The organism is Paraflavitalea sp. (assembly GCF_059502485.1).
This window is the reverse complement of sequence record NZ_JCACET010000010.1, coordinates 969,621-993,421: the sequence shown is the minus strand read 5'-3', so window position 1 is coordinate 993,421 and position 23,801 is coordinate 969,621. Positions and strand designations below refer to the sequence as shown.

Genomic DNA, 23,801 nt, shown 5'->3' with positions numbered 1-23,801 from the left:
CTAAACCTGGGGTGGCGTTGGCCCGTCAGGCCGCGCGGAGCGTTCGGGCCTGACTTGATTTTTCTTTGGTTACTTTCTTTTCATCAAGGAAAAGAAAGTGACATCATCGCAAGCAGCGATACAAGCTGCAAGCTTGAAAAAAAGTAAGATTAATTTAAACTGATAGTAAACGTTGCGCCTTGTCCAGCGCCCCTGCTGTAAGCCTGTAAGTCCCCTCGCTGATGCCTAATAATCTTCCGACTCAAATAAAGTCCCAGCCCCGTCGTCGGCTCCCCAGCCGTCCCCTTACGTCCGGATTTAGTAAATCTTTCAAAAAGCTGTTCACCAATACCAGCGTCAAAGCCAATACCACTATCAATCACCTCGATAAGGGTTTGATGATCCTGCTGATGAATGCGAATTAAGACAGAAGTCCCAGGATGAGAAAATTTGATAGCGTTACCAACGAGATTTTTCAACACCTGTTTAAAGAGATCGGCATGCACATGAATCGATCCTGCATGACGCACATCAGTCGTGAGCGCGATCTGTTTGTTGGCAGCGATAGGTTGCATGGATTGGAGGATGTCGTCAACAAGATGAGCAAGCGAGACAGCTTCAAGCTGACTACTATCTTGGAACAGATAATCCATACGTAAGATCTCGAGGATGTTGTCGAGGATCAGCTGTTGTTCTTTGGCCGATTCGGTGATGCCTTCAGCAATCTCTTTCACCTCTTCTGGAGAGAGCGACTGCTCTTGAATGATGCCGGCATACGTTTGTACGTTGCGTAGGGGCGTGCGTAGGTCATGCGATAGGAGAGCGGTGAGGTCTTTCTTTTCTTCCAGCACACTGTTGAGTTCGGTGAGGGTGAGTTGAATATGTTGCATCAGCTGACCGGCCTCGTCGGCATAGTGCGTGGGCAGTTGAGGCAGTTCATGCTCGTTGAGGAAGAGCTTTAAGGTATGCTGACTTTGCCGCAAGGGCGCCAGCAGGCCATTCAATATAAACAGCGTGGCGGCAGTAGCGCCCAGCGTTAGCAGTAAGGTTATTAATAAGATAGCGCCGGTGCTGATCACGCCGGTAGCTACCAGTACAAAAATGATCAATCCGATAAGCGGCACGTGAATGCCGAGAAAAGCAATAAACAGGAATTTAAAAGTGTAGCTGCGCGATAAAAAACTTACCCGCGACAGCTTGTCGTAGATAGGATGCATGGGGTTGGGCCTTTAACCAGGTTAACGAATGACATTGCCAGAATTGATAGTTGACTATTTTTCCCGGCAACACGGTTTAGTGAATGCATTGTAACGGACCCCGATTGGATATATTTTATCCCCTAAGCATTTTCGCTTAGATTTTAATGTAACCGTCACTAGACAGTAATTCCAGCAAGTGTAAATATGACAATTGTCAAAGCTAGTAACAATAACAGCGACTATGCCCAAGACATGAACCCCGCCTAACTGCAACATCGAAACCAATGAACTACCCAACAATAATCCATCCCAAAGCAAAAAAAACAAAAAAGTAGTAATCAAAGCCCAACCCGGGGTGGCGTTGGCCTGTCAGGCCGGCCGGAGGCTTCGGGCCTGACTTGATTTTTCTTTGGTTACTTTCTTTGCATCCAAAGCTTGTCCCGCTCCGCGGGAGCAAAGAAAGTGACATCATCGCAAGAGGCGATATTATGCGCAAGCATTAAAGAAAAGGTGGTAGCAAAACAGCGACACATTCGCAAAAAGTAGTATACTAATTAGCCCTTTTAAGCGTTTAATAACTAAAGTCAATAATTAAACGACGAATAATCGTCGAATTGACATTTGTTAAGCTTTTTTTATTACTTTCAAGTTGTGTTTGACTGATATTTAAAAATTGATAAATATTATTAAACAAACAATGGTTAGTATTAAGGGAAAGTTATCTTTGCCGCACTGCGGCAAAATAGAGCCGCCAGTTTTCCCACCTTTCCTTTTCCTGACTATAAAATATTTCCGATGTGCCTTCAGGAAGAATGTGTGTGCTACACATTCAGGCTATTACAGTGATAAAAGTTACTAACCCCATTAATAACTACTATGCATGCACCCCTTTGCGTAGGCCAACCTTTTTGTATGGCTGCATCGGAAAAAAGATCATTTAGATTCAACCAATCCAATCGTGAAGAAACCGCATTCCTTCCAAATGCCTTTCTATCTTCTCTCGTCACTTTAATACTTTGTCTGTTTATCGTGACTCCCGATGCTGCCGCCCGACAGGTATTGCCGAAGATGTTTGATGATGACCCATCTGTACAAGAAGTATCGAATGCGTTGACGGCAACCAGGAGGGTGGAGGTCAAATCAGCGATTGCCCCGCCACCTAAGGCATCGGTACTCAACACGCTTACGTCCCTGTTTTCCAACTATACCCTTGTCCGGAACCAGGTAGACCTATATTGTCACCTGGACAAGAACATTTACATCCATAACGAAAACATCTGGTTTGCCGCATATGTGCTCAACCCCGATACCGCAGTGAAGCAGCACACCTTGCGCGCTCTGCTCGTAGAGGAGTCCACTAAAAAAATACGGGCCTCAGAAAGGTATGTAATAGAAGGCGGCCGCCTGGCTGGGGGCGCATTATTTCTGCCCGATTCACTACCTCCTGGTAAGTACAACTTCATTGCGTATACGAATACCTATCTCAATCTTTCCAACCAGGTGGCGTTCCAACAGCCCATCATCATAAAGGGAAGAAGCAACAGTGTAGAGCGGAAACCAGTAGCTACGTTAGTCTCGGCTGCCCAACAGAAAGTAACGATGAAGTTATTTCCCGAAGGTGGTGTTCCGGTCAGCGGTCGGCATGGACTGTTAGGCATAGAGCTAAAGACAGATGGAAGGCCCTTCTCCACAACGGGTCAGTTACTGGAGGATGGTATACCAGTGAGTAAATTTTCCACCGATCAGTGCGGCCTGGGGTATACCCGCTGGCGGCCACAAATGGACAAGAGATATACAATCCGGTTGGCCGATTCTACTGTAAAGGTGGTAGGTGATTTTCCACTAATTGAGCCCGAAGGATATACCCTTCACGTGCCGGAGGCAGTAGTGGAAGGCGATAACCTGCTTACAGAGATCGGTGGTCGAAGTGGCGACACCTGCCACTTGCTGATCCACAATTACCGCGATATCTTTTTTTCAGGTTCGTTGTTGCTGAAGAACAGCCGGGCACGCATGCGATTGCCCGTAAAAGATATACCCGAAGGCGTGGCCACGCTCACCCTGTTCAATGCAGCCGGAGAGCCGCAGGTTGAGCGGGCCGTATACATCAAAAAAGGAGAACCCCTGCAGGTGAGTATGAAGGCATCGCCTCAATACGGTACGCGCAATAAAGTGAAATTGCAAATAGAGGTGACTGATGGCAAAGGCCGGCCGGTACAAGCCTATTTTTCATTGGCATGCGTGTTAGCCTCCCGCCTCGATACAACAGACGTGCCCGACATGGTGCGTTATTACAATCTCGAACGCTTCCTGCCGGCCAGGGCTGAGGGCACTCCGGGCAATCTTATAAGGGGCGGGGCAAACATAGAACGGTTATTGCTCACCCGTTTTTGGACACAATACCAATGGAAGAAAGATGTGGAAAAGGCTGGAAACGAAGGGCACCCGCAGGAGGAAAGAAAATGCATCACCGGATATGTCTATTACAAAGGCAGGCCGGTGGCCGAGCCGACGGAACTCACCGTGATTGGCGCCGGCATGTATAGGGTGCGTACCGACTCCACAGGTCTTTTCGCATTGCCCGATCAGGCGCTGCTGGCCCAGGCCGATCAAAAGCCGGTCGTACTGCCTGCGGCAGATAGAGGGCAGGCCCGGTATTACGAGGTAAAATGGCTCGATGCCTGCAGCGGCATGGAAGATACCTTGGTGCAGACCCGTTATCAGGAAACGGCTTATCCGGTGGCAGAAGGGGAAGAGTTTGAGCACGGCCCCTTCAATCAAACGCTCACAGCCGTAACCGTCTCGGCTAAAAGGAAGGAAGACCTGATAAGCATAGACGCAAAAGCCCCTGTCTTTAAAAGTTCCACCTGCAATGATTGGGTGTGCATGTATAAGTTCCTCAACTGCAAAGCGCATCCGGTAGGCACTGTTCCACAAAGCGGGGAGCAATATTATTTTCAAAATCAATGGGTCACTTACAGGGGCTGTGAGTCGGATAATGACCAGGGGCCTGCATTTTTATTGCAAAGGGTAAATGGGGTGTATTTTTCTAAACAGTTTTATAACACCGACTATGAAAAGTATAAGCTTGGCGAAGAGGAAAGAATGCCCACCCTATATTGGTCACACAACATATTGACAGGTAGAGACGGCAAAGTCGAAGTGCCGTTTTATACCAACGATCTTACAGGTAAATTCAATTGTATATTACAAGGATATAGCCACTCGCAAGGCCCCATCAGTGACAAAATAGCCTTTCGGGTGGTAGCAGGTGAACAAAAGCCTGGATATGCTTTGCTTGCGTGCGATTGAAGAGGCGATTGTCAAAGCCCATTGATCATCAATACCTTTTATCGTATCTTTGTACAGTTTATGAGGACTTTCGAAGATACATATAGGCACAAAGGGCTCCGCATGCAGTTGGTAAAGATATTGCGCGAAAAAAACATTACCGACGAGCGCGTGTTGGCAGCCATTCAGAACATTCCCCGGCACTTTTTCATGGATTCCGCGTTTGACAAGATCGCGTATGAAGACCGGGCTTTCCCCATCGAAGCTGATCAAACCATTTCGCAACCCTATACCGTAGCCTACCAAACCCAGTTATTGGAAGTAAAGCCATTGGAAAAAGTATTGGAGATTGGTACCGGCAGCGGCTATCAGGCCATCGTGCTGGGGGAGATGGGGGCCAATGTGTTTACCATCGAGCGGCAGAAAAAACTATTCGATGTACATCGTAGGTTTGTCCTGCGCGACAAATATCCCCGTCTGAAGTATTTTTATGGTGACGGCTATGAAGGGCTGCCTACTTATGCGCCTTTCGATAAGGTGATCGTGACGGCTGCAGCGCCCTATATCCCGCCTAAGTTGGTACAGCAGTTAAAGACGGGTGGCAAAATGGTCATCCCCGTAGGTGAAGGGCATGTGCAACGCATGTTGCGCCTTACCAAGCAGGCCGATGGCAGCACTACAGAAGAGATATTCGAGAACTTTTCGTTTGTACCAATGCTGGAGGGGCGTAATAGCTAACAACTACCATAACTATGTCAGAGTTTACCCCCGTATAAAACGGGGCTGAGCTTGTCGAAGTCCCCTTCTTCAAACTCAGCCTGAAAAGCTATTCGTATAGTAGCGAACTACTTCTTGGTATAGCTTCCTTTTACTTCCCAATTATCACTTTGAGTTTCGGTCGATTTCTTGTGCACATTAAGTTGCTTATCATCTGTTGAGAGGCTCCAAATCTCTACCCGCGTGGCATCTACAACAGTGGGATTGTCAACCCGGTAATAAACAGTAGTAAGCTCAAAGGCTTTTTTATCGTTTAACCATTTCAGCGTTTTGACAAGCTTTCGAAGGCTGGTAGCGCTGGTGCTGGTCACGGGTTGGCCGTTCATGGCTACAGCATGACGGCTGCTGACAGTGGTTTCATCCTTGCCTGCGTTAAGGCTTTCAATAATCAGAGAATCTTTTTGTAAATGAAAGGTGATTTCTTTAGGGATCGAATTATCATAATCCAACCCTGCAATTGGTTCCTTGTTTTGCATTGTCCAGGAGCCAGAGAAATTGCTTTGTCCCCAAGCGGTCATGTTCAACAGAAGCCCGCAAGCAAGCGCACAAACAGCAATAGTTGACTTTTTCATACACATCTTTAGTTGATATTTTAAGTACAACGGGCAATGGCGGTGGTTTAACCATCCACCTATCAATAAAGCATCTTGCAATACATAAGGTCATGAGAGATAATAGTTAAACGAGTGTAGGTTATCTGCTTTGGTCGGGAAGGGTATACATTTTGCAACCGTGTAAATAAGGGAATACGAATATATTGGGCAGATTGTGCAAAAAAACTGGGCATAGATTTTTGAATACCCTTATTTTCGAGTAACATTGCCTGTCTGTCAATGTTACTCCGTTAAGCCTTTAAACCTTTTATCTTCCGAATACGATCCCCCTTCACGTTTTTAATAAGCCCATTGTTTGGCTATCGTCTTTTTTTACCCGGTAGGCCGGGAAAGGGAGCACACATTATCCTTTGATGCAGTACAGCGTCGCTGTGCAATAGTGTTATCTTTTTATTTAATGCTTTTTTGATTAATAGCTGAGAAAGAATGAGGATTCCTTCTGAGATCAATAATGATGTGCAATTGGCGGCTGCATTTAAAAGTGGTGATACCACAGCACTCAACATGCTCTGGAAAAGCAACTATAAGGCATTGGTGTATTTTGCCGATCAGTTGGTGCGCAACAACCTGCTCTCGGAAGATATTGTAACCGAAACCTTTGTAAAGCTGTGGAAGATGAGAGAGAACTTTGAATCAGTGCCCAGTATCCGTTCCTTTCTCTATGTATCTGTCCGTAATAGCTGCTACGACCACTTGCGCAGCCAGGAAATCCATACCCGTATCCACAAAGAGATCTTGTATACCTCCGACTCCCAGGCCGAAATGAACCGCGACGATTACGACATGATGTACGCGGAATACATCCAGCAGCTATATGTCCAGGTGCAGCAATTGCCCGACCGCTGCAAGGAAATATTCAGCCTGTACTTTTTCGAACGCCGCACCACTAAAGAGATCGCCTCCTTGTTAAACATCTCCGAGCAAACCGTCCGCAACCAAAAAACCAAAGCCGTCGCCATCCTCAAATCCGCCCTCCTAAAGAAAAACATCCTGCCCATCGCCATTTTGCTGCATTTCTTCGCCGTCCTCTGCGCCGCCGAAGAATAGCCGCAAGTTCGTTGTTGCACCTGAAGTTACCTGGCTGAGAGCCTGCAATGAATAAGGAATGTTACACCTAAGTGGCTTGCTGCCAATAATAAGTAAAGGATGTTACGCCTTGGAGAGGCGTTGGCCCGTCAGGCCGCGCGGAGCGATCGGGCCTGACTTGATTTTTCTTTGGTTACTTTCTTTTCATCAAGGAAAAGAAAGTGACAATCCCGCGCGAGAAGCGCAAAACCTTTGCGTACGCAAAAAGGCAAATACAATGAAAATGACAAAAGTCTAAGCATCACGCCAAAAGACTGGATTTAACAAAGAGAATTTCTAATACCAATAGTTGCACCGAGATACCTATACGTTCTATCAAAAGGCAGCAAACTGCCTTTTTTACCATTAACCATTACCTATCAAAATTTTACTCATGCAAGAATCCGCCGTTAATAGGATCGTGCACTTATTGCTATTGCAGCAAAAAGGCGAAATTTCCGTGCCAGAACAAGAGGAATTGGATGCTTGGACCAATGCTTCTGTACCCAACCGTCAGTTTATAGAGCGTTGCCTGGACCAGCAGCAGGTAGCTGCCAGCCTGGAGCAAATGGAGAAGATCGACGAAGAAGCTGCTTGGCAGTCGATGATGGCGAGGAACGCCTTTGAATTCACGCCAGTGGTTCCCATGCGCCGTCGGAAAACCTGGCAGTGGATAGCGGCAGCCGTAACAATTGGCATACTGGCTACAGGAGCCTATCTATACTTAAATCAAGACAGTAAGAAAGCCAACCCCGAAGTGGCAGTCGTCGACAAAGGCGAAAATATTCAGCCTGGCTCCAACAAAGCTATCCTCACATTAGGCGACGGACGCACCATTACCCTCGATGAAGCGAAAGATGGCATGCTGGCCAAAGAGAGTGGGGCAGCGGTGAATAAAACAGGTGATGCGCTGGTATATAACCCCGATAAAGCAAACGGAACGAATACAGGCAGCAAAGTACCAGTAAGCTACCATACCGTTAAGACCCCTCGTGGCGGTAGTTATGCCATTATCCTGCCCGATCAAAGCAAGGTATGGCTAAATGCAGAAACCAGTATCCGTTACCCCACCATATTTACAGGCCCCGAACGCCGGGTTGACATCACCGGCGAAGCCTACTTTGAAGTAGCAAAAAATCCCAACCAGCCTTTCATTGTATCGATAAACGAAACGGAAGTTAAAGTGCTTGGCACTCACTTCAATGTAAGAGCCTATGCCGACGAAGCTGCTGTAAAAACTACGTTGCTGGAAGGAAAGGTAGAGGTAGGCAATACGGCTACAGATAAAAAAGTGATACTGAAACCAACACAGCAAGCCCAAAGCCCTATATCCTCCCAATCCAATAAATCCCTTGAAATCATGGTTCAGACGGTGGTGGACCTCGAAAGCGTCATCGCCTGGAAGAATGGCTATTTCGATTTTAAGGCAGCCCCACTATCTGAAATTCTGAAGGAGATCAAACGCTGGTACAGCGACATCGACGCCATTGAGTTGAAATTGCCTGCAGATGAAGCATTTACAGCACCTGTACCCCGAAACGTACCGTTGAGCACCATATTGAAGATTCTGGAATCTACCGATCGCGTCCATTTCGAACTAAAAGGTAAAACCCTTATAGTAACTAAGTAATATCGAAGAGCTACAAAGCAACCGAATAATGAGTAATCAGTAATTAATAATCAAAAGCCTTTCCCGCTTTCCCATTTCCCATATTGATGTGTAAAGCCTTTGCTGCAAGCAGAGGCTTTTTTGTATTCTTCCGCCTTCCTGTCTTCCCGGCAAGATTCCCCAAAAAATAATGCAAAAAGGAGAAAATATCATGCAATCGGTATAGTTGGGGTTCTTCAGCTATCCGTTATAATCACAGTAATGACTTAACGAAAAATTGACCATTCAATAACAAAACATTAAACCACATAAATTCTTTTACTAATCATTCCATTGATCATTAAACAAGTTTTACCAATGCCCGGCCAGGGCTGATAGCCATGAAAAGCCTGCTGAAACCAAAGAAAGAAATCCATTACCGAAAAACATTTCCCTGGCTGTGCTGGTAAACTATCCAATGATTGTTGGAAGCCTGATTAGAGTTTAAGTAGTAAGGTAGACCATAGTTACTTACTCCGTACGATTGCTTCCAATGAAGTATGTTAGTCATTAACCCTTTGCCTTCTTCTATGAAAATGAACCCTGCAAAGGACCGAAATGGCAGTGACCTGTTCCTGCCGATTACTAACAACAACATTAAGAACCAACTATGCTACGTTCTGCTTATGGTAAAGGCTGGTATGGGTATGTATTGCCCTTCAAACGATCTGTAAAAATTTGTTTGTTATTGATAATGAGTTTCCACCTGCAGGCATTTATGCCGGGGGAGTCCCAGGTGGTGACGCTGGTATTCAAGGATGCGCAATTGCAAAAAGTGTTTGCGGAGATTAAAAAGCAAACAGGGTATGCATTTGCGTACTCTGAATCCGACTTGGCAAATGCTAAACTGGTAAGTATAAACATTGCAAATTTTCGTATGCAGGATGCATTGTCGGTCCTGTTTCAGGACCAGCCGCTCACGTATACAATTATCGAGAAAATTATTATCATCAAAGCCAAAGCTGAAAAAAAAATAACCCAGGGGCAAAGCCCTCTCTTACCGTTGATGGACGTAAAGGGTAGAGTCACCAATGAGGAGAATGACCCTGTGGCTGGGGTCTCGGTTATGGTGAAAGGTACAAAGGTGGGTACCAATACAGATGCGGATGGGGAATTTACTTTAAAGAACGTAGAGGCCAAAGCCACTTTGCAGTTTACAGGTACAAATATTGAGACAATAGATATAGGAGTAGATGGTAGAATTAACCTCGAGGTAAAAGTCAAAGGAAGATCAAGCATACTCGACCAGGTACAGGTCATTGCTTATGGCACTACCTCGAAACGGTACAACCCCGGTAATGTAACAACTGTAAAGGCGGCTGATATTGAAAAGCAGCCAGTTCAGAATCCTTTATTGGCGTTGCAGGGGCGGGTGCCGGGGTTAGTGATCACCCAGAGTAGTGGTATGCCGGGGGGAGGGATACGAGTACGCATACAAGGACAGAATAGCATAGATAATTCAAGTTTACCATTATATGTAATCGATGGAGTGCCGTTGCAATCCATATTACCGCGCCTAGGTGCAGGTGAGGAAATTTTAGGTGGATCACAAAGAGATGGATATGGAAATCCTTTAAGTTATATTAATCCACAAGATATAGAAAGCATAGATGTATTAAAGGATGCAGATGCTACAGCCATTTATGGTTCCAGGGCTGCAAATGGGGCAATATTGATCACAACAAAAAAAGGTAAAGCAGGTAAAACGCAATTGGATTTGAACTTGCAACAGGGATGGGGAAAGGTAACCCGGTTTGTGAATATGATGAACAGACGGCAGTATCTTGATATGCGTTATGAAGCTTTTAGGAATGACGGCTTGATTCCTTCGGCCGATCCATTGGCAGACATACCTAATAAATATGCTCCGGATTTGATGGTATGGGATACCACACGGGAAACCAATTGGCAAAAAGAACTGGCTGGCGGAACATCGTTATATTCTAATGCTAATGCCAGTGTGTCTGGCGGTAACGTCGATCTGCAATACCGGATCGCAGGAACTTATAACCGTCAATCCACCGTTTTCCCGGGCAACTTTGCCGACCAGCGGGCTTCTATGCATGCAAACATTAGCAATACCTCGCAAAACAAACGCTTCAAGCTCCAATTTTCTGCATTATATATGTTTGATGACAACCGGTTGCCTGGATCGGATTTAACTGCATTCGCAAATCGTTTGGCTCCTGTAGCGCCTGCTTTATATAATCCTGATGGAAATGTCAATTGGGCCATTGGACCAGAGGGTACATCCACCTGGGGGTACTTTCATCCCTTAGGTAGCATTCTATATAGGAAATATAAAAATCAAACAACTAATCTTGTTAGCAATTTGCAAGTTGGGTATACTATTGTGAAAAAGTTAGAGTTGAAAGCGAATTTCGGGTACACGAACTTGCAAACGACAGACTTCACAGGATATCCCTTAGAGTTTTATTCTCCTGCTGACCGTCCTTTCGAACAAAGATACGCTGAATATGGTAGCCGAGCAATACGTTCATGGAATGTTGAACCACAGTTGGAGTATAAGACTAACATTCTTCAGGGTAAATTTGATGTATTAATAGGATCAACTGTTCTGCAAAGCAGGACTAATGCTACTACATTAGCAGGGATGGGCCATGCAACTGATCAAGTGTTGGAAAATTTTAGTGCATCAACTTCATTTTTCTCCCTTGGTTCTACAATTTCAGAATATAAGTATAATGGTCTTTTTGGTAGATTGAATTATAATTGGAAAGGCAAATATGTATTGAGTTTGAACGCGAGACGTGATGGCACAAGTAGGTTCGGATACAAGAATAGGTTTAATAATTTCGGCAGCGTAGGCGCTGCCTGGATATTTAGTCAGGAACACTTACTGCAAAAGCATGAATGGTTAAGTTTTGGCAAATTGCGGGGAAGTTATGGCACTACAGGAAGTGATCAAGTAGGAGATTACAGCTATCTGAGTTCTTATAGCTTTTCTTCATCAACAGCAGTCCCATACCAAGGTATGCCTTCACTTGTTCCTGGTCCTCCAAATAACCCTTATTTGCAATGGGAAGAAACACGCAAGTTACAGGCTGGTATTGATTTGGGTTTTTTTAGAGACCGAATATTATTAAGTGGGACCTATTCCCGCAATAGGTCTTCCAACCAACTTTTGACAAATCCGCTTCCTTTGATTACCGGAGCATCATCTATTCCGGTAAATTTGCCAGCTTTGGTTCAGAATAGTACGCTTGAATTTTCATTGAATACAGTCAATAGCAAAAATAAAAATTGGGAGTGGTCTAGCAGCTTTAACATTTCTTTTGCTCGCAACAAACTCCTTGAATTTCCTGGGTTAGAAAAGTCTACTTATTCAAATAGTCTTTTAGTTGGGCAACCTTTATCAGTCAGCCGTATTTATCGGTATGCTGGAATAGATCCAGCCACTGGATATTACCAGTTTTATGACAGAAATGGAAATATTACGATGAATCCACAACCCATAACGGATCAGGTATTTTTTTCCAACTTTCCACGATTTTACGGTGGATTTCAGAATCGGATAGGTTATAAAGGCTTAGAGTTAGATTTTCTCTTTCAGTTTATAAAGCAAGACGGAACGGCAGTATTCATTAACAATGGCTCGCTTCAGATACCTGGAAACTTATCGTCTTCAGGCAGCAACCAACCAGAAGCAGTGGCTGACAGGTGGCAAAAGACCGGGGACAATACATTGATACAAAAATATACTACAGAAGCAACCGGTGTTTTGCTCGACCAGTTTCGAAGAGCACAAGGAAGTGATTTGGTGTATACAAATGCGTCTTTTATTAGATTAAAAAACTTGTCACTAAGTTGGTCATTGCCTGCTCAATGGAGAACGGTTGCCAAGTTGCAGAGTTGCCGTTTTTTTGTTCAGGGTCAAAACCTGTTAACAATAACTGGTTATGAAGGTAGTGATCCTGAAAATCAGGGTAATGCGACCCTGCCACCGTTGCGTATTATAACAATTGGATTAAAAGTAGGTCTGTAATGATGATTTGTAACAGCAAAAAAAATGATATGCGTCAGAAAAAAATAATAAAAGATATAAATGATCCCATTACGAAACAAACATTTTTTAAATTGAATTTCCTTTCATTAAGCATCATTAGTCGGTCAAAGGATAATAAGTCTACTTCTGATACTAACCAGCCTCAAAAAGGGACTGCAAAAGTGATCAATATAAGCACAAAGATAACTGCGTGTATGTTGATAGCGGCGTTTATAAGTTGTACTAAACTCGTCGAGGTAGATCCACCAGTTACGAATGTAAATGCAGACAATGTATATACAAACGATATTACGGCAACGGCAGTTTTAACAGGATTGTATACAAGATTAGCACAGGGAGTTGGAGGTTTTACAGGTATTGACGGTATTTCAGTTAGGGCAGGGTTGTCTGCCGACGAGTTTGCCATATTGGGTAATGTTACTGCAAGTAAAATACTGGCATACTACCGAAACAATTTAAGTGTTTCTACTGGTTTGGGTTCAGAATTATGGGCAGGATGGTACCAGTCTATTTACTACTGTAATGCGGCTGTAGAAGGAATAGCTACCTCTAAAGCAATTTCAGAAGGTGCAAAAGAGCAATTGATGGGCGAAGCTAAATTTCTTCGGGCTTTTCTTCACTTTTATTTGCTCAATACGTTTGGCGATATACCGATCGTGTTAACTACTGATTACAAGGTGAATTCTTTCTTGGGTAAAACTTTAAAAGATAAAGTATACCTGCAAATTATTTCAGATTTAAAAGAGGCTGAAGAATTATTGAGCGAAAATTTTTTGAATGGCTCTTTGCAGCCCTACGTAGGTGAGGTAGAACGTGTTCGGCCATCCAAATGGGCTGCTAAAGCCATGTTAGCAAGAGTCTATTTGTATACTAAGAATTATGTGAATGCGGAACAGAAAGCTTCCGAGGTAATAGACGCCCCACTATTTGCAATGGCTAATACAGGTAATACCTTTTTACGGGCTGGTTTAGGCAACAAAGAAGCCATTTGGCAGCTTCAACCAGTTATTTCAGGATGGAACACCGAAGATGCACGTGTACTCCTATTGAACGGAGCCATCGGCAATAATAGGCCAGTGCAGTTAAGTAAAAGTTTGCTAACTGTTTTTGAACCAGGAGACAAAAGAAGGATTGACTGGGTACGAGACACCGTGATTGCGGGTAACCCAGTGAAGTATGTCTTTAAGTATAAAAGTGCTAAACTTAATAATTCCGTTACAGAGTATCTAATGGTGTTGCGGCTTGCAGAGCAATACTTGATCCGGGCAGAAGCTAGGGCGGCTCAGGATAACTTGCAGGGAGCAGTGAATGATCTCAATATCTTGCGCAATCGCGCAAGAGCTATGCCCACTGTTGATGTGCCAAATCCGTTGCCTGATTGGGACGCTGGTGTGTTATCGAAAGTTCAAGTGCTTGACAAGGTAATGGGCGAAAGAAGGATAGAATTATTTAGTGAATGGGGGCACCGCTGGTATGATCTGAAGCGAACTAATACCATCGACGTGGTGATGACGACGGCGGCAATAGCTAAAGGCGGTATTTGGGATAGTTATAAACAGTTATACCCGATTCCAACTTCGGAGATTGAAAGAAATTACAATATGGTCCAAAATTCAGGATATTAAATTGAGTGACTATGAAAACTATGCTTGTTAACTTATTGTTAGTTTGTTTGTATTCAACTGCACAAGAAGTATCTCCCACGGGGAATGATACTGCAGGTGTAAAATGGGAAAATGGGATATCATGGAATGACATTATTAAAAAAGCAAAAAATGAGAATAAATATATTTTTGTGGATTGTTATACTACTTGGTGTGGTCCTTGCAAAAGAATGGACGAGGAGGTATATGTTAAGGATAGTGTGGGCAACTTTATGAATGCTAAGTTTATTAATGTACGTGTTCAGATGGATAGAACAAATAAAGATGCTCAAATGGTTCAAGATTGGTATGTAGCTGCTGATGTAATGCGCAAACAGTATAAGGTGACGGCTTTTCCTTCTTATCTTTTTTTCAATTCGGATGGCCAGATTGTTCATCGGGATGTTGCTTATATAGCACCTGATAAATTTGTAGAAGTGGCTTCCAAAGCATTTGATACTAAGAGCCAGTATTATACATTGAAAGCCGAATATATAAGTGGCAAAAAGAATTACTCTATTGTGCGCTATCTTATTAGTAAGGGGAGGCAATTTAATGATCAGGATTTTGTACAGCAGGTTCAAAGTGACTATTTGAAATATTTGTCCAAGCAACCAAAGTCAGTTGTTTATACAAAAGATAATATAGAATTTATTGCATCAGTGATACCAAACACAAAAACGAAATGGTCTAGGATCTTTTATAGAGATGGGAAAAAGGTTAATAGATTGATGGAACAAAGTGGCTTTGTACGACGGGCTATAGATAGTGCTATTGCGCGAGAATACATCAATCCGATATTCAGTAGGTTGCAAAAAGATGAAACTCCGGATTGGAGTAAGATGTATAATGAAATCGAAACTAGATTTGGTAAGGATACGGCAAGTCGGAATATTACTTGGAGAAAAGTAAAATGGTATCGGAAAAATTCCGATAAGGAGAATTATAAAAAATGCTTTATTGAGTTGTATGAAATGGGAGGCTTGGATACATCTTTTTATAAAAGCGATTTTGAAATAAACTATTTTGCTTTTTTCGAAGTATTGCAATGGGGAAGTGAAGCCAAAGAATTAAATCTACAACTATTGAATATTGCAATAAATATGATGGAAGGCGTGATCAGAAGAGCAGATATAGTGATAAACGTTAGTAACGGTGATCATGAAAAAGATATTGCCTTTACAAAATATTGGAAGGCATCTAAAATAGATACCTATGCTTCTTTGTTATATCGAGCTGGGATGCGAGAAGAGGCCATTCGGTGGGAAAAAGAGGCATTCATTATTTCTACATCTATAGGAGATGAAGCTAGTAGTAAATCGTATAAAAGTAATATAGAAGCAATGGTAAATAAAAGCTTCTAGTTGCATAGCAACTCATTATTTAATATAATTGCATATAAAGAAATTCCTGCCTCATTTATTTGAGGCAGGAATTCTATTTTTTGTTATGATTAGTCAGCTATTAACCTTACAGCCGGACAAGGCAATTGAGCTTCTTCACATTGAGTAGTTGTTGTGATAGGATCTCCATCTTTATCAAGTGAAGTAGCATAAATGGTTGGAGTGCCGGCAACAACTACTCTATTTGGTAAAGTGGTTGTTAAATCGCAGATGCTTGTAGCAGGTCCACCTGCTACGAAAGTTTTTGTGCAAAACGCTGCATTAAATGTTTTGGCTTTAAATGCGAGTGCTGCTCCTAAAACTGCGAAAACGGCCAGAGTCATGAGCATGATTTTTGCTTTTTTCATAATAATCGTGCTTTTTGCAATCAAAAAGCTAAAGTCTGATTTGGTAAATGATTGCCTACTCTGTTGTAGTGGTTTTCGGCTTGTCCACATATCAGACAACTTTAACAAGTGGATCCTGGCTTGCTATTATGCCTGATAATAAGTTGTATATAGAAAGGAGATTTTCTTGTTCTAATACTTGGTAAAATTAATATGGCGGAATAATTAGAAAAGAAAAATTGGTGATGTGACTAGAAGTTTTATTCAGCATTATAAAATACTATCCGAATTAAACTGTCTACCACTTGCATTAGAAATGACGGTTAACTTACGCATTATTCCGCTATTCATTTATTAATCTAATGCTTTACCGTTATGCTGTCTGGAGTTCCTGCTCATACATTGCCTTTTAGAAACTGGATATGGAAAGTAAAGGAAAATAAAAGAATGCTTTTATTAGTCGCAACAGCAGTAGTTATTCAATTTGTTACCTTTAAATTTTTATACCCTTTTGCTAATCTGGCGGATGAAAGTTATGTAGCTATAGAGGCGGCGCATAAGAATTGGGCCGTGGGCTATTTGCCGGTAGGTTATCCTATGTTCCTGCGGCTGGTTAGTAGCTTTACCAGCAATGATACTATTCTTGTGTTCCTTCAATATCTTATATTACAGGCAGCTATCTTGTATTTGTTGTTTAGTATCAAATATTTATTGGTAAAAGGTAAATGGGTTATCAGGATAGTGATTGCAATCAGTGTATTAAATCCTTTACTCCTGCAGGTCTGCAATCTTATTACAGCCGACAGTCTTTTTGCTGCACTTATGTTGATTTGGTTTACACACTTAATGTGGCTTTTACACCAGACGCGATTATCTTCTATTCTATGGCACAGCGTATGTCTTTTGTTGCTCTTTATGGTAAATCATAATGCCTGGTATTGTATACTCATCAGTATTTTGGTGTTTTTGTTCTTGCCTATACAAAGAAAGATTGTTGTAATAGGAATAGCGATGATAGTGGTATTGTTTGCTGGGTTTATTGGCGGCACCCAGGCGGAGTTTAAAAGGCGATCCGGTTGGGTACAGTTTTCTGCTCAATGGGGGTGGCAAAAGGCTGCTAATGCGCTTTATGCTTATGCGCATGCTGATACCTTGGATCGTAAGAAAGTACAAGGCCGATTTCGTGAATTGCATGGCATCGTGAATGAGCATATGTTAGGATTGAATAAGTTTCCCGCTTTTGTTAGACCCGATAGAAAGCCAGACGATTATTACCTTATGAAGGAAAATGCACCGTTGAAAACATATATGCGGGAAGCATGGACAAGTAACGATTCATCAAGTGCATTTAAAAAATGGGCAAGTATGGGTCCGCTCTATACTCAATACGGTGACTTTCTGATTGGCGAATACCTTGGACTTTACTGGAAATACTACCTCCTACCCAATCTTAAGAATTATTATGTTCCGGAGACTGAAGCATTGAGTACTTATAACAGACTTAGAGATACAGCTGGCAGTGAGGCTGTTGCCTTTTTTCAATGGAAAAGCAACAAGATTACTACGGTGTTTAAAAGTAAATTGTTGAAAGTGCCATATTATTCCTCTATTCCACTTGCGGTAATTAACCTTGTTTTCATACTTGGTTTTATTGCTTTATCGCTGGCAGGCGGCTTTTCTGCTATTAGTTCATATTGTAAGCGGCTGTTGCTGCTATTGTTATTTACTTGGTTGGCCAATGTGATATTTAGTGTATGGGCTTCGCCCATCGTCTTGCGTCAGCAGCTGTTTGTCATGCAACTTACGTTGACCTTTGGGGTTTTATTTGTGGCTATGCTGGTGCAAATGTCGTTTAGTAATAACACTGGCGAAGGTGAATCTGCTAAAACAAGACTTCTACCCAATCCGCTTTAATTTTTGAACCACACAATTATCCAGGTTTATGGAATTAACTCCTGTTATAGAGCAAAGGAAGTCAATAATAGCCTCTGAGCAGGCTTCATTTAAAGATTTTTTATTGAATGACCGGCGAAATAAATGGCAGCTTATGGTGACGGCCGTTGCAATAGTCGTCCAGGTTTCAATTTTTAAATACTTGTATCCGTTTGCCAGTTTTATTCATGGCGATTCTTTTTCTTACTTATATGCGGCCTTTGATAATGCTGATATTAATACTTACATGGTTGGTTATTCACGTTTTCTTCGTCTGTTCAGTGTTTTTACCCGCTCTGATACTGCCTTGGTAGCTTTCCAGTATTTGTTTCTGCAAAGCAGTGCGTTGTTTTTAGCTTTTTCAATGTTTTATTTTTATCAGCCCCACCGCATCACGAAAGTACTGCTTTGGGTTTTCATGATATTTAACCCGCTGTTTTTGCACTTGGGTAATTTGGTGAGCAGCGACGGTTTCTTTGTAGCCCTCAGTATGACTTGGTTTGGCCTGCTTTTGTGGATCATTCACCGGCCATCGGTCTGGATACTAGTAATTCATACGATAGTTTTGTTTATCGCGTTCACTGTCAGGTACAATGCACTTATTTACCCCTTCATTGCTTTGGTGGCGTTTGCGTTGACCCCCATGATACCTTGGCGTAGAAAACTTATAAGTTTAAGTATTGCATTTTTGCTGTGCGGATTATTTGTGGGTTATACTACCTATAAATACTATAAACTCACGGGCTATGCCCAATATTCTCCTTTTAGTGGCTGGCAATGGGCCAACAATGCCATGTACACATACAGGTATGTCGACAGCGCAGCGCGTAAACCGGTACCTCCACGATTCAAAGCTTTGGACAATATGATAAGGCAGTATTTCGATACGACCAGGGACATAAACCGGTTTCCAACAGAAAAAGTACAGGCCAGCACTTTTTACATGTGGTCTCCCGGAATGCCGCTTGTGCAATACCGCAACAGTCTCTTTAAGAAAGATTCGACCGCAATTGAGCTAAAAAGATGGGCTTCAATGGGGCCTTTATACAAGGACTACGGTATATACATTATTAAGCAATATCCAGGGCTTTTTTTGAAATATTTTATCTGGCCCAATGCTAAAAAATATTATGCACCTCCCGTGGAATTTCTGGAAAGTTTTAATTCTGGCAAAACTTACATACCCCCCATTACAAATACTTGGTTTGGGTACAAAGGTGCGTCTATACATACCCGGATGAAAAATAATAACGTATGGGTACTGAATTTTTACCCGATCTTATCAGGGGTATTAAACGTAACCATGCTGTTCTTATTGATATGCTATATAAGTATGCGCGGCTGGCGGCAAAATAAGATGATGGCGAGGGGAGTTTTTATGGGAGGGTTAGTGTGGTTACTCAATGCAGCTTTCACTATTACTGCTTCATCTGCTGCTTTGCGTTTCCAGTCTTTTCCGTTGCTGCTTACCACCATTTTTGTTTTCTTCCTGGTAGATTGGTTGGCGCGGCTGGCTTTTGCAGACAAAGTAGAAAAAGCTGAAACAGAAAGTGACATTGAGCCTGGTATTCATTTAGGAACAATATGAGTTAATCTGTAAAAATTATTAATTTATGAAAACGTTGTTTTTTTCTTTAATGGTGATCTTGGTTTTTGGATGTTACGGTATCGATCCGGTAAATACCACACACATAGGTAAAAAGTTGCCGTCATTTAATATATTGGACAAGGACAGTACGGTATTCAGTACGCAACAAATTCCGGAGGGGCAACCACTGGTATTGTTTTATTTTAGCCCCTATTGTCCTTATTGCAGAGCACAGATGGAAGACATTATTGGGAATATTGAAAGCCTGAAGGATATAAAATTTTATATGGTTACTTCTTTCCCTTACCAGGATATGGTCAAGTTTCTCAAGCATTACAAGGTTGAAAAATATCCTAACATTTCTGTGGGTGTGGATATGCAAAATTATTTTTCGAGCTATTTTGACGCCAAGGGAGTGCCAGCCACTGCCATATTTAATAAAGAAAAGAAATTGAATGCATTTTTTATGGGACAAATGGATGTACGGCAAATTAAGGAAGTGGCAGAACAATAAGTTCCCATAAACATATGATTAATGTAATTTAAAAGTTTATACGATGAAAAAAATGTCTTATGCTGGTTGGTTCTTTTTGCCATTTTGGGTGCAATTTTGGCGTTTAAATCACAAACTTATAATACAATGTGGTGTACTAACACGTTCCAAGTTGGGGACCCAGCTCAAAGTTATTGTCCATTATGTGGACCTGTGAATAGGCAATTAGTTTCTGGTGTACCAACTATTTATGCTACATCCTTAGATAGTGAGGGTCATAACAACTTGTGAACAATGTACTGAAGGTTTATTACCTTGTCCTGCTGTAAGATTAGTGGTAGATTAATTATTTATGACCAATATTGATTTCATTACATACATTACATTGCACTCCACATTTGCCGAATTGATCTAAATCGTATCCATCATCAATCCCTTTTTGGCTCGCCCGGACACCACGAGTCATCCAGTGTGGGGCTGGCAATCCCTTAAGGTAATGGTCAAAGAACTGAGTTATTCGGATAGTGAAATCTATAGACTGTTTACCGCCTACCACATGCCCTCCATCATCATATTGCAACATCCAGACGGGCTTTTCCAGGCGTCTGAGCGCAAGGAACATCTCTATGGCTTGCTCAAAGGGTTTGCCATCGGCTTGATTGTGAAAGATGAGTAGTGGCGTCTGTACTTTATCCGCCTTTAAAACAGGAGATTCTGTCTGGTAAAGATCTGGCCTTTCCCAAATGCTGTAATGATTAAAGTTGTCTTCAAGAAATCCCATATAGCTTTCTGTTTTTGCTTTTCCGGCAGCGCCCTCAAGTTGAAGATAGGAACTCGTCATATCGGTCCAGCCGGCGCCGGCAATTACGGCCTTAAATAAGTGACTGTTAGCGGCTATATAATAAGCGGTTTGTCCCGAAAAGCTATGCCCTGTCAAAGCTATTCTTGAGGTGTCAACATACGGTAATTGGGCTATTGCTTGTATACCGGTTTCTACCGAGATTAGCCCGCTTCTACCATGGGCACCAAGCATATAATGAATATCTGGCACAAAAACCAGATAGTCTCGGCTGACCATGTAAGGAATATCGAAGATGGGAGTTGATGAATAATTAGGTCGTAGATATCGGTTTAAAGCATCTGAATGCCTTGAATAGGCACTTACAAGCAAAGGATATCTTTTATTAGGATCAAAGTTGTCGGGTTTATAAAGTATTCCTTGATTGATATCTCCGTCAGGACGAGTCCATGTAATTAATTCCGATTGTAGGAAATTGTAGTTCTTTTCAGGTGTGATATTTGTTAATGCTTTAAAATGTTTAAAGTCGTGCGTCAAATAGTAATTAACAGATTCATGGTTGCCTTGCCTTTTAACAAGCCATTGATTTAGATTGCCTGCACGAATGGGAGGCATGCCTGGATCACTGTTTATGTGGGTATAGGCACTTTTGGGTGGATGATAATAAGTATGTGAGCTAATCGTAAGTAATTGTAGTTTGCCAGGTTGATTAGGGGGCAGTCGATAAAATCCATTTTGTTTAGTATCGCAATTAAAAGCCATGAGTAACAAAGGCGCTTTCCAAGAGAGACCGGTAAGTAGATCACGGCTGGCAAGTCGGAAACGAATATTATTTTCTCTGCCATATCCTCCAGTCAAATTAATGGGTAATCCACTACTACTAAGATCAAATTGCCAAATATCAAAATCGTCATATACTAACACTTTGTCTCCCCCTTCCATCCAACCTGCCACACCTATTGTCCAGTTTAATATTAGCTTTTTACCCAGCTGCTCGAGCGGATAAGTATAGGGCTCCAGCGATCGATTTGCCATCGTTAGTGGTTTTAACATGGCGGTTAAGTTTACGGTTTTATTAGTAGTCAAGTCTATGCTTAAATAATTTTTTATCTTAGGATCATAGTATAGTAAATATTTATCGTTGGGGGAGAAGTTATATTCGATTTCGCTGTTAACAGTGAGCAACCTTTTTTCTCCGGTTTTTAGGGATACAAGCCAATTGCTATCTTTAGACGATTGCCAAAAACGATCTCCGCTGGCGTTACCGCAGATTACAATATAATCGTTTACGTTTGAGCTTCCTATTCGGTCTCCGAATTTATGCGTTAACTGGATTAATTGGTTGCTGTTAATGGCTATTTTGGCTATGTATTGTTGAGGTTCTAAAAGTCCTTCACTTCCTGCATGAAGTTGAGTAGACTGTAATAACGTATCTTTATAATTCCAAATATCTACATGCACGTCATTGCGTGTTATTAAAGTGTTGGTAGCACGCTGCAATATAATGTCAATATATGAACCATTTGGGTTGAAGGAGATGCTATTGCTGATAGTAAGTCCAGAATCTATGCCGCTTGATTCGTTGTTGGCCTTTTCTATAAGATGGTTCATTCCTCGTTGATACAGCCAGACAGAGTTTTCCGAATTACTTTTGTGTTTTTCTTGAAGTATAAACGCCAGTTGCTTCCCCGCATGATCTATGGCCATAGCGCCCGGTACTACATTATTTGTTTTCCCGGTCCAAACAGTAGAAGTTTGATGCGATACAAGATCGATCCATTCAATGCTATTATCGTTTTTTTTGAGCACAAGAACAGTCCCTTGTTGGTCAAACAGGTAATTAGCTACATCTTTATATTGATATTCTTTTCCGGTTACAAGATTGTATACATAAAGATCCTGGCTCGCTTTTAATTGCCAGCCTGCCCACACAAATTCATTGCCTTCTGACTCTAACCAGGAAAGTTTCTTAGCCTCTGCTGGAAGTTGACTATTTTTGATGCTGGTGATGGTGCGGAATAATTTCCTATCTTGTAAATTGTAGATACAAAGGCTGTCTTTGGCTTTATAAATAAAATAACGACTGTTTTTTGAAAAACCAATTAAATCAACGCGTCCAAAATCGAGTTTCCAGTCGTTAACTATCGATTGTAATATTATCCTTCTTGGAGAATTTTTGCTTGCTATCTTATAAGAAAAATACTTTCCGTTTTCGGTTGTTATAGGAGTTCCGTCTGGTATAAATTCCCAATTCTGTATGGCAGAATCATCTATGACCGGTTTAATGGAGTTTATGAAGCTCTTATCTGTAACGCGATCTCTGCTTGATTTCTGGGCAACTGCCACAGAGCTAACGATAAGGAAAAAAATGAAAAACTTTTGCATAGCTTAAAAATTAGCCTACCTGAGACTTTATTTACAGGATTGCTGGTGGATTATGTAAATAGGACTAAAGTCAAAACGGACAAAAACTATAATCAACCATTCAAAAATGAAATCTATTCCAAAAAAGATATGCGCTCGGTAGAACTTTTCGGTAGGAGCCAATAAAAGCTAATTGCAAGGATGAAATGCCACATGGTAACCCTCCTTTTCCGTGTAGGTGAAATATGACAAGAGATGACATCAGAAAATACTTTTCTCATTAAATATATTCCTAACCCAATCAAAATAGATAATTAACTTAGAAGATATTCAATGTGTCTATAGGTATTAATCGCCCTGCAGTAAGATAACTTATAGGAGTCGCAATGAGTGGAGCGTAATTGGTGAAGCAAAACGCTATTGTAATTCATTGTAAAAATCCCTAAACGTTAGCTTTTTCAACGTAAAAAGCACTGTAGTATGAAAAAGGCAAGGATTCTGCTGCTGGCAGTAGTGCTGCTCGCTGCGGTATGTGGTGTACTGGCTTTCAAAGCCAGGAATTATTCGCTGAATTATTGTGTATCTACTTATGACTACATTTTGACAATGACATCTTATTGTCCTGATTTTGTGTCAAATTCGTTCCCGGATCC

Annotated in this window: 14 protein-coding genes; 10 read left to right on the top strand and 4 right to left on the bottom strand. The window is 41.9% G+C overall.

Going from position 1 to position 23,801, the window contains the following annotated elements; translation table 11 throughout:
• Positions 1–149: 149 nt before the first annotated feature.
• Positions 150–1,196, bottom strand: coding sequence for a sensor histidine kinase (locus tag AC5JBY_RS21320; protein ID WP_495906677.1), 1,047 nt, complete (start codon positions 1,194–1,196; stop codon positions 150–152).
• 894 nt (positions 1,197–2,090) lie between these two features.
• Here AC5JBY_RS21320 and AC5JBY_RS21315 point away from each other — a divergent pair.
• Both AC5JBY_RS21315 and AC5JBY_RS21310 read left to right on the top strand, forming a co-directional pair.
• Positions 2,091–4,490, top strand: a complete 2,400-nt coding sequence (locus AC5JBY_RS21315) for a hypothetical protein (protein ID WP_495906676.1) — start codon at positions 2,091–2,093, stop codon at positions 4,488–4,490.
• A gap of 102 nt (positions 4,491–4,592) precedes the next feature.
• Positions 4,593–5,207, top strand: a complete 615-nt coding sequence (locus AC5JBY_RS21310) for a protein-L-isoaspartate(D-aspartate) O-methyltransferase (RefSeq protein WP_495906675.1) — start codon at positions 4,593–4,595, stop codon at positions 5,205–5,207.
• A 107-nt stretch (positions 5,208–5,314) separates the two neighbouring features.
• Here AC5JBY_RS21310 and AC5JBY_RS21305 read toward each other — a convergent pair whose 3' ends face one another.
• On the bottom strand, positions 5,315–5,818 hold the full coding sequence (locus AC5JBY_RS21305; protein WP_495906674.1) for a hypothetical protein: 504 nt from the start codon (positions 5,816–5,818) through the stop codon (positions 5,315–5,317).
• Positions 5,819–6,286: 468 nt separating this feature from the next.
• On the opposite strand from AC5JBY_RS21305, the gene AC5JBY_RS21300 reads away from it, so the two are divergent.
• The 5 genes from AC5JBY_RS21300 (at position 6,287) to AC5JBY_RS21280 (ending at position 15,607) form a co-directional block, all read left to right on the top strand.
• Positions 6,287–6,907: an RNA polymerase sigma-70 factor gene (locus AC5JBY_RS21300; RefSeq protein WP_495906673.1), complete on the top strand. Its 621-nt coding sequence runs from the start codon at positions 6,287–6,289 to the stop codon at positions 6,905–6,907.
• A gap of 412 nt (positions 6,908–7,319) precedes the next feature.
• The gene (locus tag AC5JBY_RS21295) at positions 7,320–8,555 is read left to right on the top strand and encodes a FecR family protein (RefSeq protein ID WP_495906672.1); all 1,236 of its coding nucleotides are present in this window, start codon (positions 7,320–7,322) and stop codon (positions 8,553–8,555) included.
• Positions 8,556–9,183: 628 nt separating this feature from the next.
• Positions 9,184–12,579 carry a SusC/RagA family TonB-linked outer membrane protein gene (locus AC5JBY_RS21290; RefSeq protein ID WP_495906671.1) on the top strand — a complete coding sequence of 1,132 codons (3,396 nt, stop codon included), beginning with the start codon at positions 9,184–9,186 and terminating at the stop codon, positions 12,577–12,579.
• Between the two features lie 29 nt (positions 12,580–12,608).
• Positions 12,609–14,225 carry a RagB/SusD family nutrient uptake outer membrane protein gene (locus tag AC5JBY_RS21285; RefSeq protein WP_495906670.1) on the top strand — a complete coding sequence of 539 codons (1,617 nt, stop codon included), beginning with the start codon at positions 12,609–12,611 and terminating at the stop codon, positions 14,223–14,225.
• 11 nt (positions 14,226–14,236) lie between these two features.
• Positions 14,237–15,607 carry a thioredoxin family protein gene (locus AC5JBY_RS21280; protein ID WP_495906669.1) on the top strand — a complete coding sequence of 457 codons (1,371 nt, stop codon included), beginning with the start codon at positions 14,237–14,239 and terminating at the stop codon, positions 15,605–15,607.
• 89 nt (positions 15,608–15,696) lie between these two features.
• Here the strand turns inward: AC5JBY_RS21280 and AC5JBY_RS21275 are convergent, their stop codons facing one another.
• Positions 15,697–15,993, bottom strand: a complete 297-nt coding sequence (locus AC5JBY_RS21275; protein ID WP_495906668.1) for a hypothetical protein — start codon at positions 15,991–15,993, stop codon at positions 15,697–15,699.
• Between the two features lie 354 nt (positions 15,994–16,347).
• Here AC5JBY_RS21275 and AC5JBY_RS21270 point away from each other — a divergent pair, with 354 nt between their 5' ends.
• From AC5JBY_RS21270 to AC5JBY_RS21260, 3 genes are read left to right on the top strand one after another with little or no spacing between them, the layout of a single operon-like run.
• Positions 16,348–17,886, top strand: coding sequence for a hypothetical protein (locus AC5JBY_RS21270; protein WP_495906667.1), 1,539 nt, complete (start codon positions 16,348–16,350; stop codon positions 17,884–17,886).
• Positions 17,887–17,914: 28 nt separating this feature from the next.
• Entirely contained in the window at positions 17,915–19,492 is a 1,578-nt protein-coding gene (locus AC5JBY_RS21265; protein WP_495906666.1) for a hypothetical protein, read from the top strand.
• Between the two features lie 25 nt (positions 19,493–19,517).
• A complete protein-coding gene (locus AC5JBY_RS21260) occupies positions 19,518–20,006 on the top strand; it encodes a TlpA family protein disulfide reductase (RefSeq protein ID WP_495906665.1) in 489 nt (162 codons plus the stop codon).
• Positions 20,007–20,331: 325 nt separating this feature from the next.
• Here the strand turns inward: AC5JBY_RS21260 and AC5JBY_RS21255 are convergent, their stop codons facing one another.
• Positions 20,332–23,169: an alpha/beta hydrolase family protein gene (locus AC5JBY_RS21255; protein ID WP_495906664.1), complete on the bottom strand. Its 2,838-nt coding sequence runs from the start codon at positions 23,167–23,169 to the stop codon at positions 20,332–20,334.
• Positions 23,170–23,801 lie beyond the last annotated feature (632 nt).

Bases quoted from the DNA above. Each gene is read 5' to 3' on its own strand.
- AC5JBY_RS21265 (WP_495906666.1), top strand. From the start codon at position 17,915: ATGGAATTAACTCCTGTTATAGAGCAAAGGAAGTCAATAATAGCCTCT.
- AC5JBY_RS21310 (WP_495906675.1), top strand. From the start codon at position 4,593: ATGCAGTTGGTAAAGATATTGCGCGAAAAAAACATTACCGACGAGCGC.
- AC5JBY_RS21270 (WP_495906667.1), top strand. From the start codon at position 16,348: ATGCTGTCTGGAGTTCCTGCTCATACATTGCCTTTTAGAAACTGGATA.
- AC5JBY_RS21295 (WP_495906672.1), top strand. From the start codon at position 7,320: ATGCAAGAATCCGCCGTTAATAGGATCGTGCACTTATTGCTATTGCAG.
- AC5JBY_RS21290 (WP_495906671.1), top strand. From the start codon at position 9,184: ATGCTACGTTCTGCTTATGGTAAAGGCTGGTATGGGTATGTATTGCCC.
- AC5JBY_RS21305 (WP_495906674.1), bottom strand. From the start codon at position 5,818: ATGAAAAAGTCAACTATTGCTGTTTGTGCGCTTGCTTGCGGGCTTCTG.
- AC5JBY_RS21255 (WP_495906664.1), bottom strand. From the start codon at position 23,169: ATGCAAAAGTTTTTCATTTTTTTCCTTATCGTTAGCTCTGTGGCAGTT.
- AC5JBY_RS21260 (WP_495906665.1), top strand. From the start codon at position 19,518: ATGAAAACGTTGTTTTTTTCTTTAATGGTGATCTTGGTTTTTGGATGT.
- AC5JBY_RS21280 (WP_495906669.1), top strand. From the start codon at position 14,237: ATGAAAACTATGCTTGTTAACTTATTGTTAGTTTGTTTGTATTCAACT.
- AC5JBY_RS21275 (WP_495906668.1), bottom strand. From the start codon at position 15,993: ATGAAAAAAGCAAAAATCATGCTCATGACTCTGGCCGTTTTCGCAGTT.
- AC5JBY_RS21285 (WP_495906670.1), top strand. From the start codon at position 12,609: ATGCGTCAGAAAAAAATAATAAAAGATATAAATGATCCCATTACGAAA.
- AC5JBY_RS21300 (WP_495906673.1), top strand. From the start codon at position 6,287: ATGAGGATTCCTTCTGAGATCAATAATGATGTGCAATTGGCGGCTGCA.
- AC5JBY_RS21315 (WP_495906676.1), top strand. From the start codon at position 2,091: ATGGCTGCATCGGAAAAAAGATCATTTAGATTCAACCAATCCAATCGT.
- AC5JBY_RS21320 (WP_495906677.1), bottom strand. From the start codon at position 1,196: ATGCATCCTATCTACGACAAGCTGTCGCGGGTAAGTTTTTTATCGCGC.